This window comes from Pseudomonas sp. 5.2 (assembly GCF_059025405.1).
This window is the reverse complement of record NZ_JBYBHH010000029.1, coordinates 1-14607: the sequence shown is the minus strand read 5'-3', so window position 1 is coordinate 14607 and position 14607 is coordinate 1. Positions and strand designations below refer to the sequence as shown.

8 protein-coding genes are annotated in these 14607 nt (G+C 64.3%); 3 read left to right on the top strand and 5 right to left on the bottom strand.

Annotated features, from left to right (window positions below; all coding sequences use genetic code 11):
- Positions 1–41 precede the first annotated feature (41 nt).
- Positions 42–4952 (bottom strand): alpha-2-macroglobulin family protein, encoded by a 4911-nt coding sequence (locus AC5PZ0_RS27365; RefSeq protein ID WP_493856141.1) that lies wholly within the window; start codon positions 4950–4952, stop codon positions 42–44.
- A 154-nt stretch (positions 4953–5106) separates the two neighbouring features.
- On the opposite strand from AC5PZ0_RS27365, the gene AC5PZ0_RS27360 reads away from it, so the two are divergent.
- The gene (locus AC5PZ0_RS27360) at positions 5107–6444 is read left to right on the top strand and encodes an MATE family efflux transporter (protein ID WP_274886862.1); all 1338 of its coding nucleotides are present in this window, start codon (positions 5107–5109) and stop codon (positions 6442–6444) included.
- A gap of 127 nt (positions 6445–6571) precedes the next feature.
- On the opposite strand, the gene speA is transcribed toward AC5PZ0_RS27360, so the two are convergent.
- The 4 genes from speA to AC5PZ0_RS27340 all read right to left on the bottom strand — a co-directional run bounded on the left by speA (position 6572) and on the right by AC5PZ0_RS27340 (position 10903).
- Entirely contained in the window at positions 6572–8485 is a 1914-nt protein-coding gene (gene speA / locus AC5PZ0_RS27355; protein WP_027594957.1) for an arginine decarboxylase, read from the bottom strand.
- Between the two features lie 153 nt (positions 8486–8638).
- Positions 8639–9010 carry a translation initiation factor Sui1 gene (locus AC5PZ0_RS27350; RefSeq protein WP_027594956.1) on the bottom strand — a complete coding sequence of 124 codons (372 nt, stop codon included), beginning with the start codon at positions 9008–9010 and terminating at the stop codon, positions 8639–8641.
- A gap of 286 nt (positions 9011–9296) precedes the next feature.
- Positions 9297–9833: an NUDIX hydrolase gene (locus AC5PZ0_RS27345; RefSeq protein WP_493856140.1), complete on the bottom strand. Its 537-nt coding sequence runs from the start codon at positions 9831–9833 to the stop codon at positions 9297–9299.
- A 2-nt stretch (positions 9834–9835) separates the two neighbouring features.
- Positions 9836–10903 (bottom strand): DUF2333 family protein, encoded by a 1068-nt coding sequence (locus AC5PZ0_RS27340; RefSeq protein WP_027594954.1) that lies wholly within the window; start codon positions 10901–10903, stop codon positions 9836–9838.
- A gap of 249 nt (positions 10904–11152) precedes the next feature.
- Here AC5PZ0_RS27340 and AC5PZ0_RS27335 point away from each other — a divergent pair, with 249 nt between their 5' ends.
- Both AC5PZ0_RS27335 and AC5PZ0_RS27330 read left to right on the top strand, forming a co-directional pair.
- Positions 11153–12511, top strand: coding sequence for a diguanylate cyclase (locus AC5PZ0_RS27335; RefSeq protein WP_252826589.1), 1359 nt, complete (start codon positions 11153–11155; stop codon positions 12509–12511).
- Between the two features lie 114 nt (positions 12512–12625).
- Positions 12626–14587, top strand: coding sequence for a methyl-accepting chemotaxis protein (locus tag AC5PZ0_RS27330; RefSeq protein WP_493856139.1), 1962 nt, complete (start codon positions 12626–12628; stop codon positions 14585–14587).
- Positions 14588–14607: the final 20 nt, after the last annotated feature.

Here is a 14607-nt window from a genome sequence, read left to right as displayed (position 1 = left end):
CCTCTTCGCAGCACAAGGCTGCTCCTACAAGAGGCAGACTTTTAGCGGGCTTTGACGGTCATCTCGCCTTGGCCATCGCCCACTGCCTGCAGGTTCGGGCGGTACATCGACTCGACCTGCGGCGGCGGCACACGGTAGGTGCCCGGGGTTACTGCCCGCGCCAGGTACAGCAGGTGCGTGGTGCCATAGCTGTCCAGCTTGAGCGCTGCGACGTAACGGTCATCGCGGTACTCCTGGTGCAGCACGCTGGCGTTCTGCATCGACTCACGCCACTCTTTCACGGCACTGCTGGCATTCTCCAGGCTGGCCGCACTCTGTGCCAGGTTCTGGTTTTCCAGCTCAAGCCCCGCTGGCAGCAAATCCACCACCAGCGCATCCGGCACACGGTCTTCGGCCTTGAGGGCCAAGTGCACCAGCACCAGGTCGCCGCTGCGCAGGTTGTGCAGGTCCAACGCCTGGCCATTCATACCCAGGTACTCACGACGAATCTGCAGACCATTGCCACCGGCTGCCGGCGCCTGGCGCGGGTAGCCAGACAGCGTCAGCTGCTGGTAAAGCGTCTCGCTGCCTTCGTTTTGCACCGTCAGCGGCGACGCCAACAGCGGGCCTTCGAGCTTGAGGCCGGTTTCGGCATTGTTGAACTCGCGGATCTCGCCCGCGCTGGCCAGACGCGCCTGCCACTTGCCTTCCGGCTTGCCGAGCAAACCACGGCCAGCGAGGAACAGCGCGTTACGTTCCTGGGTAGACAGCCAGCGGTTGGCCGCCAACTCGTCCGACAGTGCGAACAGGCGTTGGTCGACCTGCTTGCTGGCCAGGTTGCTCTCCTGCAACAGCGCCAGAATCAGCGCCTGGTCACGCAGGCTGCTGCCGTAGTCAGCCATCCAGCCTTTGCTGCGGCCAATACCCAGGCCGGCTTGCAGGGCCAGCTCGGAACGCGGCTTGTCGCCCATCTTCTCCAGCGCTACCGCCAGTTGCACCAGCGGCAAGCCGGAGCGGGCGTCGGCACGGCGTTCGAACAACCCGCGCAAGGCACCCAACGGCGCCTGCTGGCTGCGCGACAGAACCAGGGCAGCATAAGCCTGCACGGCGAAGCGGGTATGGTCAGCGTTCTCGCTGTAATCGACCTCGATCAGGTTGCGTTCCTGCAGGTAGCGCAGTAAGCGCTCGTTGGCCTTCTTCAGCGCCTCGGCGGGCACGCCGTAGCCCTGGTCACGGGCGCGCAGCAGGAAGTCGGTGACGTAGGCGGTTAACCAGTACTCTTCTTCACTGTCCGAACTCCACAGGCCGAAGCTGCCGTTGTACCGCTGCATGCCCAGCAGGTGCTCGATGCCCATTTCGATCTTGCGCTTGCGCACGTCGGCCGGTTCGCCCTTGATCCCCAAGCGTTTGAGGCTTTCGGCATCGGCGTAGAGCGACGGATAAAGGCCGCTGGTGGTCTGCTCCAGGCACCCATAGGGGTAAGCTTCGAGGGCACGAATCTGTTCGGCCAGGTTCAGCGGCGGCCGGCTCGACAAGACCAGGCTGGCTTCAAGGCCCGCCGGTTCGAAGGCAGCCAGGTCCGCCTCGGGCAACGCCCATGGCTGGTCCTTCAAGGCAACCCGGTAGTGCTTGAGCATCGCCGGATAAGCCGGGCGCACACCCAAGGTCCACTCACGCTCGAAGGCAGTGGCCGGCTCGTTTGGCAGTTGCAGGCCATTGACCCGCACGCGCACCTTGCCCTGCCCCAGGCCACCTTGGGCCTGCACCGGAATCATCAGCGTGCGGCGTTGGCCTTCGTCCAGCGCGACGCTTTGCACCGCGCTCGCCGCCAGGCTCAACTGGCCTTCGGTGCTGACCTCCACATTCAATTGCTGGGCGCGGCCCGACAGGTTGGCCAGGTCCAGCGCCAGGCTGGTGCGGTCGCCACCGGCCAGGAAGCGCGGTGCCGAAAGCTCGGCGATCAGCGGCGCAGCCACCACCGTCTTGCCCTCGGCCACGCCGAAGTGGTCTTCGGTCCAGGCCTGCGCCATCAGCCGCAGTTCGCCATTGAAGTCGGGGATGTCGACCGTGGCCTGGCCCTCGCCCTTCTCGTCCAGGGTCACCGGCAGGCTCTGCTGCGCGACAATGGTCACCGTGGTGTTGGGGCGTTTGCCACCCTTGGCCATGGCCGCGTCACCGCCAAAGGCCAGGCTGGCAAGGCGGCCCTGGCCGGCCTCGATCAACTGGCCGTAGATGTCCAACTGGTCGGCGCCATACGCTTTGCGGCCGAACAGGCTGGTGAAGGGGTCGGGGGTCTTGAAGTCGGTGATGTTGAGGATGCCCACATCAACTGCCGACAGCAGTACATGCACCTGCTGCCCCGCAGCCGCGGGGCTGCCATCGGCATTGGCCACCTTGAACTTGACTGTCAACGGCTGTTTGGGCCGCATCTTCTCCGGCGCCTGCAAGCTGACCGCCAGCTTACGCTCGGCCCGGTCGAGTGGCAGGTGCAGCACGCCCACCGCGCGTTTCGGTGTGGCATTGGCCTTGCGCTCGCCGGGGCGAATCACCAGGGCGCTGATATACAGGTCGTGGCGTGCCCACTTCTTGTCCAGTTGCACGTCGAAGGTCTTGCCTTCGGCCGGCACCTCGATCTCTTGCCACCACAACGGGCCATCGCTGGACTCGATCATCAGGTAGCCGCTGCCGGCGGCAGGCGGGGTCACCGTGACTTTGGCGGTGGCGCCATCGGCGTAGGACGGTTTGTCCAGGGCCAGCTTGACCTGGTCCGGGCGTACTGCGCCGCCTTCGGCGTTGTCCTGGGCGCGATAGCCCGCCCAGAAGCGCTCGCTGGACACCAGGCCAGTCTCTGGGTCTTCGACCTCGACCCGGTAAGGGCCCCACTCGACCTGGAACGACAACTTGGCGGTCGAGCCGGCCTTGACGCTGACGGTCTCTTCGCTCTGGGTGAGGAATTTCTCGTTGTAGTTGTAGCTCCAGCCGTCGCTCTGCGAGTAGTTCCAGTAGTAGTCACGGCGCTCGCGAATCAAGCGCACCTTGAGGTCGTTGGCCGCAAGCTTCTTGCCATCACGGTCGGCCACCAGAAACTCGAATTCCACCGGGCCGTCACTGTCGGTTTCCTCGCCTTCGAACAGGCCGCGCAGGCCCGGCAAGCGTTCGGCAGGCCAGATCGGCTGTTCCAGACGACGGGTGATCGGCCGGCCACCGGACTCCTGCAGGCTGGCCTGCACGGTCAGTTGCAGTGGCGAGCGGGCTTCGGCCCAGCGGCTTTCGATATCGACCACTGCCTTGCCGGCCTGGTCGAGGGTGACTTCGTCCAACTCCAGGTCCTGGTTCAACTCGGTTTCGGTGACCGAACCGAACTGGTAACCCGGCAGCGCCGGCACCGCTTCGCGCAACGGGCGCACGTAAGCTTGGCCACTCAGCCGGTTACCCGCAGCCGGCGCGCCGTAAAGGTAGCGGCCATTGACTTGGATGTGGGCGTCCTGATCAGGCGCAAGCGGTGCGCTGCTGCCTTTGAGCTCCAACGCCAAACGTTCGGGGAGGAAGTCTTCGACCAGAAACTCGTAGACCTGCTTGCGCCCGCCACCCAGGTCGAGCAGCAATTGCCAGCGACCGGTCGGCGCCTCGCTGGCCAGTTGCAGTTGGTATTGGTAGAGGCCACTGCCATCCGCCTCCCAAACAAACTTGCGGCTGACCTGCTCATCGGGGCGACGCACTTCCACACTGACCGGCTGGGCCTTGACCGGCTTGCCATCCTGGTCGCGCAGCAGGCCGTTGAGCAGCACGGTCTCCCCCGGGCGATACAGGTCGCGCGGGCCGAAGATGAACAACTGCAAAGGGTTGGCTTGAGGGCCGGTGATATCGAATTCGGCCAGGTCCAGGGCCGCAGTGTTCAGGCGCAGCAACGTGGTGTGCACGCCTTGCGTGGCAATCAGGGTATCGGCCTTGGGCGTGATCGGCAGTTCGGCGTGGCCGTCGCCATCGGTCTTGGCCTGGGCCAGCAACTTGCCCTTCTCGTCATGCACCTCGAGGTTGACGTCTTTCATCGCCTTGCCACCTTCCAGGGCTTGGGCGAACACGTCGAGGCGGTCGCGGTAGCGGTGCGCAGAGACGCCGATGTCACTGAGGCTGAACAGGGTCGCCGGCTGCGAGTAATCGTAGGTGCCCGAGGCACGCATCACTGCCAGGTACACGCCCGGTTCCTGCAGCGGCTTGATCCCGGCGATCGGCAGCAGCACGGTCTCGCGGGTGTTGCGCGCGGGGTTGAGATCGAAGCGGCCGCTGTAGACCAGCTCGGCCATGTCCAGGGTTTCTTTGGACTGGTAGTAGTACAGGCTGCTGTTACGCCCCCAGTTGACCAGGAAGGTCGAGAGCATCTCGGGCTTCACGCGGAAGAACTCGACATCGACCTTGTCGACGTTCAGGGCGATCACCGGCAAGCCTTCGGCCAGGCGCGTGGGCAGCAACGAACCGCGGCTGGCAAAGCCGATGGTCGGCTGCATGTCGCGGGTTTCCAGGCGGGTGACCGACTCGCTGTCGAGCGCGTTGCCATTGACCGCCAGCAGGCCTTTGTCGACCGTGAGCACCAGCTTGCGCTGTGGCTCCAGGTGGCGCAGGCGCAGTTCCATCTGGTTGTCGGAGAGTTCCCAGGCCCCGTCGACTTTGCCTTTGACGGTGTCGACCAGGTGCAGTTTGCCGGCAAAGTCCTGTGTGGCATCCAGCGGCACGGAGAAGCTGATCGACAGCGCGCTGGCGCCGTCCAGTTGCACTTCCGAGACGTCCAGCACCGTGAGCGCCCGGCCCTCGTAGCGCTTGGCGAGCACGGCAGGGTCTTCGCGCTTGGCCGCTGGGGCCTCGGCGGGCGCGGTGGCTGCCGGTTTCTCGGCCGGCGCGGGTTTGCCCGGCGCGGAGGAGTCACAAGCACTGAGCAAAGCCAGCGCGCAGGCCAGCAACAATCCTTTGTTGAACATGGAGTAGGAACTCTTAGGCAGCGTGTACGTGAGGGCAGCAACTATAGCGCAACGACGGGCGCGTCACCCGCCGCGTAGCGCCAGGTGAGACCGCGTTCGCGCGAATTGGTTGCCTGGCCGGTACACTGTGGCACTGCTAATGCCAGGAATTGAAATGTCTCAACTGACCACCGACTGGCGCGACCGCCCTACCCACCGCAAGGTCTGGGGCCTGGCCGCACCGATGATCCTCTCCAACATCTCCGTACCCCTGGTGGCGCTGGTCGACAGCACCGTCATCGGCCACCTGCCCCACGCCCACCAGCTGGGCGCCGTGGCCGTGGGCGCCACGCTGTTCACCTTCATGGTTGGCCTGATGGGCTTTCTGCGCATGGGCTCGACCGGATTCGCAGCCCAGGCTGCTGGGCGCGGTGACGGCGCGGCGTTGCGCCAGGTGTTGGTGCAAGGGCTGCTGCTGGCCCTGGGCTTTGCCGTGGTCATCGGCCTGTTGGCGCTGCCCTTCAGCCAGTTGGCGCTGCACGCGATGCAGCCCAGCGCGGCGTTGCAGCAATCCACCGAGGATTTCTTCCACACCCGCCTGCTCGGGCTGCCTGCGGCACTGGCCAGCTACGCGCTGGTCGGCTGGTTCCTCGGCACCCAGAATGCCAGGGCGCCGCTGGCCATCCTGCTGACCACCAACCTGCTGAACATCATTCTCAACCTGTGGTTTGTGCTCGGCCTGGACTGGGGGGTGCTGGGTTCGGCGCGGGCCTCGGTGATCGCCGAGTGGAGCGCCGCACTGCTGGGCCTGGCCCTGACCCGCCCGGCCTTGCGCGCGTACCCCGGGCACATCGCCTGGGCGGCGCTCAAGCGCTGGCAGGCCTGGAGGCCACTGCTGGCCGTCAACCGCGACATCTTCCTACGTAGCCTGGCATTGCAACTGGTGTTCCTGCTGATCACCGTGCAAGGCGCCCGGCTGGGTGAAGCGACGGTGGCAGCCAACGCCCTGCTGCTCAATGGCCTGCTGCTGACCGCCTACGCGCTCGACGGGCTCGCCCATGCAGTCGAGGCCTTGTGCGGCCACGCCATCGGCGCCCGCGACCGCGACACCCTGCGCCGCTCGCTGGTAGTGGCGTGCGGTTGGTCGCTGATCACCAGCGTTGGCTTTGCCGGGCTGTTCCTGCTGGGTGGGCACCTGTTCATCGACCTGCAGACCGATATCGACAGTGTGCGGGCGGCGGCTTACCCGTACCTGCCGTACTTGGCGGTATTGCCGTTGATTGCGGTGTGGAGCTACCTACTCGACGGATTGTTCATCGGCGCGACCCGGGCGCGGGAGATGCGCAATGCGATGCTCGCGTCGGTGGTGATTGCGCTGCCGGTGGCGTGGGCCATGAGTGGGTTTGGCAACCACGGCTTGTGGTTGGCGTTTCTCGGGTTCATGGCATTGCGGGCGGTGACGTTGGGGTGGGTTGGGTGGCGGTTGCAGCAAAAGGGGCTGTGGGTTCAGTGATTTTGGGGCTGCTTTGCAGCCCATCGCCGGCAAGCCAGCTCCCACAGAATCACTGCAAGGCCCGAGCCACGTGCAATACCTGTAGGAGCTGGCTTGCCGGCGATGGGCCGCAAAGCGGCCCCGGCGATTACGAAGACAAGTACGAAGAGCGGGTCAGCCCCAGGCGCAAGGCATCGAGGAACTGCGTCCGCTCGCGGGCGGTGATCTTCGCGCTGGCGACCTTGTCGCGGTAGTGAGTCATCAACTCCTCCGGCGACAGGTGCACGTAACGCAGCATGTCTTCGATGGTGTCGTGGGTCTCGATACCGGCGTGGTACACGCTGCCATCGGCATTCTGGTAGATGTTCACCGAGTCGGTATCACCGAACAGGTTGTGCATGTCACCCAGAATCTCTTGGTAGGCGCCAACCAGGAACACGCCCAGCAGGTAGTCCTCGCCCTCATTGAGCGCATGCACCGGCATGCTGGTCTCGATGCTCTGTTCGTCGACGTACTGGTTGATCTTGCCGTCGGAGTCACAGGTCAGGTCTTGCAGCACCGCGCGGCGCATCGGCTCTTCATTCAGACGATGCAGCGGGATGATCGGCAGTACCTGGCCGATGGCCCAGGTATCCGGCAAGCTCTGGAACACCGAGAAGTTGCAGATGTACTTGTCGGCCAGCTTGTCATTGAGCTCGTCCAGCACCTGGCGGTGCGAACGCTGGCGCGCCTTCAGCGAGTTGTGCAAGCGACGGCACACGGCGAAATAGCACTGCTCGGCCAGGGCTTTTTCGGCCAGGCTGATCTTGCCATCGGCATACTGCGCCGCCACGTCACCCATGTAGTGGGTAGCGCGCCAGTAGGTCTCGGTGACCATCTCGATGTCGGTCGGGCCCAGCAGGTCGGCCAGCCACTGCACGGTCTCGGGCAGGGCTTCCTTGTTTTCGATGGTCGGCACGTCGTCGTTGTGTTTTTCGACGTCGGTCACCTGGATCACCAGCATGGCGTGGTGCGCAGTCAGCGAACGGCCGCTCTCGGAGAAGATGTGCGGGTGCGGCAGGCCCTGCGCGTCGCAGAATTCCTTGAGCATGCCCACCACCACGCCGGCATAGTCATCCATGTCGTAGTTGATCGAGCTGGCATTGCGCGAGTGAGTACCGTCGTAGTCCACACCCAGGCCACCGCCGACGTCGATGTGGTCGACCGGCAGGCCCAGTGCACGCAGCTCGCCGTAGTAGCGGATGGCTTCCTTGAAGCCGTGCTGGTAGTCCGCCAGGTTGGCGATCTGCGAACCCATGTGGAAGTGCAATAGGCGGATGCCCTGGTCCAGGCCGGCATCGCGGAAGCGCTGCACCACCGAAATCAGCTGCGCAGCCGACAAACCGAACTTGGACTTCTCGCCACCGGTGTCGGCCCACTTGCTCGACGCCAGCGACGACAGGCGCACGCGCAAGCCGACCTGCGGCTTGACCTTGAGCTCGGCGGCCTCCTCGATCACCAGGGCGACCTCGGATTCCTTCTCGATGACGATGAACACGTTGTGGCCCAGCTTCTGGCCCATCAGCGCCAGGCGGATGAACTCGCGGTCCTTGTAACCGTTGCAGACGATGGTGCCGCCCTTTGGCGCCAGCGCCAGCACTGCCAGCAGCTCGGGCTTGGAGCCGGCCTCAAGGCCAATCGAGACGTTCTGCGTGGCGATGATGTTTTCCACCACCGCTTCCTGCTGGTTGACCTTGATCGGGTACAGCGCGGTGTACTGGCTCTGATACTCGAGGCGCGCGATGTTGGCGTCGAAGGCACCGGTCAGCTGGCGTACACGGTCTTGCAGGATGTCGGGGAAGCGCACCAGCAACGGCAACGACAGGCCGCTCTGGCGCAGTTCGTCGACCTGCTCGAACAGGTCGATCGGCGCGCTATTGGGGCCATTAGGGCGTACTTCGACGCGCCCGGCTTCATTGATGGCGAAATAACCAGCGCCCCAATGGCGGATGCCGTAAACACTGCGGCTGTCGGCCACGGTCCATTGGCTACCATCGTCTTTGCGTGTGCGTCGTACGGACATTCAAGTCCCCTATAGATAAGTCGAAAACACTGCCCCAACGAAAAGGGCCGGCGCAGTGTAGAAGCTGAAAATGACGATTCGTCCGGTTCAGGGGTAGACCCTTCCAACAGGAACGAGTTTAGAAAGCACTGGGCAAAAAAACGCGCGACGGCCTCAGCCGCCCGACTTTTTCGCCTTGAAACCCTGTTTGGTCAGCTCGCCGATCAACAGCTCGACATGGTCGCCCTGAATCTCGATAACCCCGTCCTTCAAGGCGCCACCGGTACCGCAGCGGCGCTTGAGCGTGGTGGCCAGCTCCTTGAGCTGATCGAGGGGCAGCGGCACACCGGTGACGGTGGTCACGGTCTTGCCACCGCGGCCTTTGCTTTCCCGGCGTACGCGGGCAATGCCGTCGCCTTCGGGGATGATTTGCTGCTTGCAGGTGCAGGCATCCACCGGCTGGCTACAGTCAGGGCAGTGCCGACCGGCATCGGTGGAGAACACGAGACCGCCAAGGGCGGAAAAGGAAGAAGCTTTCTTGGCCACTTTTGTTCCTCTGTGCTGAGGACAAAAACTGGTCGGCGGGAGCCGACCGCGAAGCCCCACTCTGGCAGGGGCGGCGCTACTGCCGCAAGATCTTGCGACAGCCCGAAAAGGGCGCGCAGTGTAACGATAAATCAGGGGATTGCTAAGTACTGGAATGCGCCATTTTGCGAATGTTTTGCGACCCTTCGCGGGCAAGCCCGCTCCTACAGGTACTGCACGGTTCTTAAAGGCTCCGGTAAACCTGTGGGAGCGGGCTTGCCCGCGAATAGGCTGCAACGCCGTGCAACTAGGACAAGCTGGCTTTGTACCGCTGCAACGCCGCCAACGAGTCCGGGCAATACGGCTTGGTGTGGCTTTCTTCTTCCGCCTGCGCCAGGCTGATGAACCGCGCCTCGCTCACCTCTTCCGGCTGCAAGCGCAACGGTGCATCGGACACCGCCGAATACACCGCACACCACAAGCGGTTATCGGGTTGGTCGAAGTAGAACCGTTCATGAAAGCGCAACGCGACACCGTCGATACCCAGTTCTTCGGCCAACTCCCGCGCAGCCGACTCGGCGTAGCCCTCGCCCGCCGTCACCATGCCGCCCGCCGCCACATCCCAAAAGCCTGGGTACAGCGCCTTGCTCAAGGTACGCCGGTGCACGCACAACTCCCCGGCGCTATTGAACAGCAAGATGAACGTGCAACGGCCAATCAGCCCGCGCTCGCGCAACTCTGCCCTGGGCAAGGCGCCGAGCACCTGGTCGGCTTCGTCGACCCAGGCAACCAGCTCACGGTCGGAAGCCGCCCGATGGGCGGCTTCCTGGGTGCTGATGGCCACGATCAACCCTGCGACAGCAGCTGACGCAGGTCGATGACCGCAGCGTTGGCCCGGGAGATGTAGTTGGCCATGACCAGCGAGTGGTTGGCCCACATGCCGAAGCCGCTGCCATTGAGCACCATCGGGCTCCACAGCGCTTCCTGCGAGGCTTCCAGCTCACGGATGATCTGGCGCACGCTGACCGTGGCATTCTTTTTCGCCAGCACATCGGCGAAGTCGACCTCGATGGCGCGCAGCAGGTGCGACAGCGCCCAAGCCTGGCCACGGGCTTCGTAGAACACGTTGTCGATCTGCAGCCAGGGGGTTTCGACCAGCTCTTCGTCAACCTGCGGTGCCTGGCCAGGTTGTACCGACTCGGTCTTCAGGGTGGTGTTGAGCTTGACCCGGCCAACGCTGGCAGACAGGCGCTGCGACAGCGAACCCAGGCGGGTAGCCACATCGCCCAGCCAGTTGTTCAGGTTGTCGGCACGGGTGTAGAAGATCGCGCCCTTGTCGCCAGCGGCCAGGCGAGTCTGGTAGCGGTTCAGCGACTTGATGCCTTCTTCGAACTCAGACTCGCTCGACGGCAAGATCCAGCTCTTGTTGTCGAAGTTGAAGCGCGGCTCGGCCTTGGCCAGGTCGGCGTCTTCAGTGGACTGCGACTGCGAGCGGGCGAAGTCTTTGCGCAACGCGCGGGACAAATCGCGGACCTGGACCAGCACGCCGTATTCCCAGCTCGGCATGTTGTCCATCCACAGCCCCGGCGGGAAGCGGTCGTTGGAAATGTAACCGCCCGGCTTGTTCAGCAAGGTACCGGCGACGGTCTTGAGGGTTTCGATGGTGGTATAGCCGATGACCATCTGCTGGCCATTACGCTCGGCCGCAGCCTGGGCGTTCTGCTGCACCGGGAACAGCTCCGGCTCCTGGCTCCAGTACCAGCCCAGGCCGATACAGACCAGCAGGTACAGGCCGATCAGGGTACCCAGGGCACGGCTCCAGAGGCCGCCCAAGTAGCTACGGGCGGCGGCGCCACGGCCATCAACACGCTCGCGGGGTTCGGCTTTGGCCTCGCGGTTTTTCCAGTCCAGCATGGCATTGTCCTTAATCAGTCAAGACGGTTCAGAGGCTTGGACCCCAGGCCTTCGCCAGGGTGCCACGGCAAGCCCGCATCGCTGCACTATAAAGCAGACACTGCCGTACGCATAAGCGACCAGTGGGTCAGTAACTGAATATTCGTTCTAAACGCTTTGTTGATGGAGGGCACTCACCCAACGGAAAAGAGCTGCTAGCATAGAGCCATCATCGCACCTGCACACCACCCACCCAAAAGTAGCCAGGACATGAGCCAAGCAGTCGATCCGAGCCACCAGTGCCCCGCCCAGCCTCTGTCGCGTACCGGCCTGCGCAAGGATGACCCGCTCAACCCGGTGCCCCTGCCGCCGCTGCGCAAGCCTGTGTACATCCTTTTGCAGGACCACGAGCGTGCACAACGCCTGGCCCAGCAGCTGGAGTTTTTCGGCCTCGGCGTGCAGGCCTTGTTCAGTGCGGATGCGTTTCGGGCTTCGCTCAGTGAATGCCCGCCTGCGGCGGTGGTGATGGATGTCGACTTCACCGGCAGCGGCCAGGGCCTGCGCTTGGCCGCCCAAGCTCAGCAAGGTGTGCCGCAAACGATTCCGCTGCTGTTCTTCAGCCACCACGAAACCGATACGCCGACCCGCCTTGCCGCCGTGCGCGCTGGCGGCAAAGAGTTTCTGACCGGCACCCTGGAAGCCTCCAGCCTGCTGGAGAAGGTCGAGCTGCTCACCAGCACGACCCCGCTCGACCCGCTGCGGGTGTTGATCATCGACGATTCGCGCACCCAGGCCCTGCACACCGAACGGGTGCTGAGCAGCGCGGGCATGATTACCCGCAGCCTGACCGACCCGATCCGCACCATGGCGGAACTGGCCGACTTCCAGCCGGACCTGATCATTCTCGACCTGTACATGCCCGCCTGTACCGGCCCGGAGCTGGCCAAGGTAATCCGCCACAACGACCGCTATGTCAGCGTGCCAATCATTTACCTGTCGGCCGAGGACGACCTCGACAAACAGCTCGACGCCATGAGCGAAGGTGGCGATGACTTCCTCACCAAGCCGTTCCGTTCGCGCCACCTGATCACCACCGTGCGCAACCGCGCCGCCCGTGCTCGCCACCTCAAGGCACGCATGGTGCGCGACAGCCTCACCGGGCTGTACAACCACACCCATATCCTGCAACTGCTCGAAGATTGCAGCTTCCGCGCCCGGCGCGAGCAGCAGCCCTTGAGCTTCGCCATGCTCGACATCGACCGTTTCAAGAAGATTAACGACCGCCATGGCCATCCCATGGGCGACCGGGTGATCAAGAGCCTGGCGCTGTTCCTCAAGCAACGGCTGCGCAAGACCGACTTCATCGGGCGTTACGGCGGCGAAGAGTTCGCCATCGTCATGCCCAACACCGCCCTGGATGCCGCGCACAAGGTCCTGGACGAAATCCGCCGGCGTTTTGCCGAGATCCTCTATCCGGCGCAGCCACGGGACCTGAACTGCACGTTCAGCGCGGGGGTGGTGCAACTGGACGATGAGCTGGATGCGCTGACCATGGCCAGTGCAGCGGACGAGGCGTTGTACCGGGCCAAGCACGCGGGGCGTAACTGCGTGGTTCGGGTGGAGCCCTAACAAGGCAAAGTGCCATCTTTTTTTACATCAGGACACAGACGTCATCACTGCGTAACAAAATCGCAATAACTTCAGGCGCTTACCTCTCCCACTCCCCGCAGGAAGTTCGCGGCTATGCGCCTGAAGTGGCTGACCAATTTCAACACCCTGTTGCTGGTGACCGTCTGTATCGCCCTGGCCGTGACCTTGTGGTGGTCACAGCGTGCCCTGGAGCGCCCCTATCAGATGATGGAACGCTACCTGGGCCTGTCCCAACAGTTCCAGAACCAGGCAGCGCACAACATCCAGGCCTACCTGGCCAGTGGTGATGCCTTGCGCCATGCCGCTGCCATGGAGGCCAACCAGCAGTTGCAGGCGGCATTGGCCGAATGGCCCGACGCGCTGGCCGACAAACTGCACCCCAGCCTCGACAGCCTGCAGGCCTTTACTGCCGAAGAACTGCTGGCGGCCGGCAAGCTGGCCGGCGACCCGCAAGCGCTGTTACTGCAAGCCGAGCGCGAACTGGGGGCCAACTTCGAACAATTGGCCAATTACGCCCGTGACAGCGGCAGCGCCGAGGCCAACCGCTATCTGCTGCCTTTGCTCGACGCCACCGTGCACCTGGGCCGCCTGTCGCTGGCCCGGGACAAACTGGTCAGCAGCGGCCGCCCTGAACTGGCCGACGAAGTGGAGCGCGAGCTGCAACTGATCCGCGCCCAGGCCCAGGCCATCGACAGCTTGCCGTTGCTGGGTGTTACCCGTGCAGCCGAGTCCAATGCCGATGATTTCGCCGCCCTGATGGGCCTGGAAACCCAAGCCAGCGCGCAGCAGGAAGACATTGCCGTCGCCCTCAAGCGCGAACTGCAGAGCCTGCTCACGCGCTACCCGGCCGAACTGCAACGCACCCGCGAGCAAATCGAGCGCCGCGCCGCCTTGGCCGCCAGCACGGGCCAACGCCTTGAAGCGGTGCAGCAGGCCATCGCCGGCCTGGAGCCTGAAGTCCGCGGGCTGCACGCCAAAATCGCCGCCGAAGTGCGTATCAGCCAAGGCCTGATGATCGGCCTGATCCTGCTGATCGCGCTGCTCATCGACACACTGCAGCGGCGCTTGGCGCGTACGTTGACCAGCCTGGCGCCGGCCCTGTCGCACTGGGCCGAGGGCGACTTCGCCAAGCCGATCGCCCTGGGCAAGACCAACCGTGAACTGCACGACATCCAGGAATCGCTCAACCGCCTGCGCCACTACCTGGTGGAACTGGTCGGCACCATCCGCCATAACGCCGAACAGGTGGCCGGCAGCAGCCACGCGCTGGCCGGCATGAGCGCCGCCCTGCACGACGGTGCCGAGCGCCAGGCGGGCGACACCGCGCAGATTCGCGACGCGCTGGGTGAACTGGAAGCGACCATCCAGCAAGTGGCCGGCGATGCCAGCGCCGCCGCCGACGCCAGCCGCGATGCCGGCCGGGCGGTGGAGCACGGCCAGGCGGTGATTGGCCAGAGCTTGTCGGGGTTACGCGAACTGGTGGACGAAGTGCAGGGTAACGCCCGCATGATCGAACAACTGGCTGAGGAGTCCGCCACCATTGGCGGCGTGTTGACGGTGATTCGCTCGATTGCCGAGCAGACCAACCTGTTGGCCCTCAACGCCGCGATCGAAGCTGCCCGCGCGGGCGAAATGGGCCGTGGCTTTGCCGTGGTGGCTGACGAAGTGCGCTCCCTGGCGCAGCGCACCACAGGCGCCACCGGCGAGATCCAGACACTGATCGACCGCTTGCAACAAGCCGCCAGAGGCTCGGTGGCGGGCATGCGGGCGCAGTTGGAACATGCCGAAGCCACCGCCGACCAGGCCCAGGCCGCAGATGGCGCGCTGGACGAGATTGTCCGCGCCATTCGTACCATTGCCGATACGGCGGTGCGGATTGCCGATGTCACGGCCCAACAGAGCGGTGCGGTGAGCGAGATTCGTGACCATAGCGAGCGGATTCATGAGCTGGGCGAGGACAATTTGCAGCGCATTGGCGAGGGGCGTGAGCAAGGGGAGCAATTGCTGAGCCTGGGCAGCGAGCTGAGCACGGCGGTGCGGGCGTTCAGGGTGTGAGCGTGCACTTTCTGCGCCTG

What these genes read in the sequence shown, in the direction of transcription:
- AC5PZ0_RS27365 (WP_493856141.1), bottom strand. Translation starts at nt 4,952, where the DNA reads ATGTTCAACAAAGGATTGTTGCTGGCCTGCGCGCTGGCTTTGCTCAGT.
- AC5PZ0_RS27360 (WP_274886862.1), top strand. Translation starts at nt 5,107, where the DNA reads ATGTCTCAACTGACCACCGACTGGCGCGACCGCCCTACCCACCGCAAG.
- speA (WP_027594957.1), bottom strand. Translation starts at nt 8,485, where the DNA reads ATGTCCGTACGACGCACACGCAAAGACGATGGTAGCCAATGGACCGTG.
- AC5PZ0_RS27340 (WP_027594954.1), bottom strand. Translation starts at nt 10,903, where the DNA reads ATGCTGGACTGGAAAAACCGCGAGGCCAAAGCCGAACCCCGCGAGCGT.
- AC5PZ0_RS27335 (WP_252826589.1), top strand. Translation starts at nt 11,153, where the DNA reads ATGAGCCAAGCAGTCGATCCGAGCCACCAGTGCCCCGCCCAGCCTCTG.
- AC5PZ0_RS27330 (WP_493856139.1), top strand. Translation starts at nt 12,626, where the DNA reads ATGCGCCTGAAGTGGCTGACCAATTTCAACACCCTGTTGCTGGTGACC.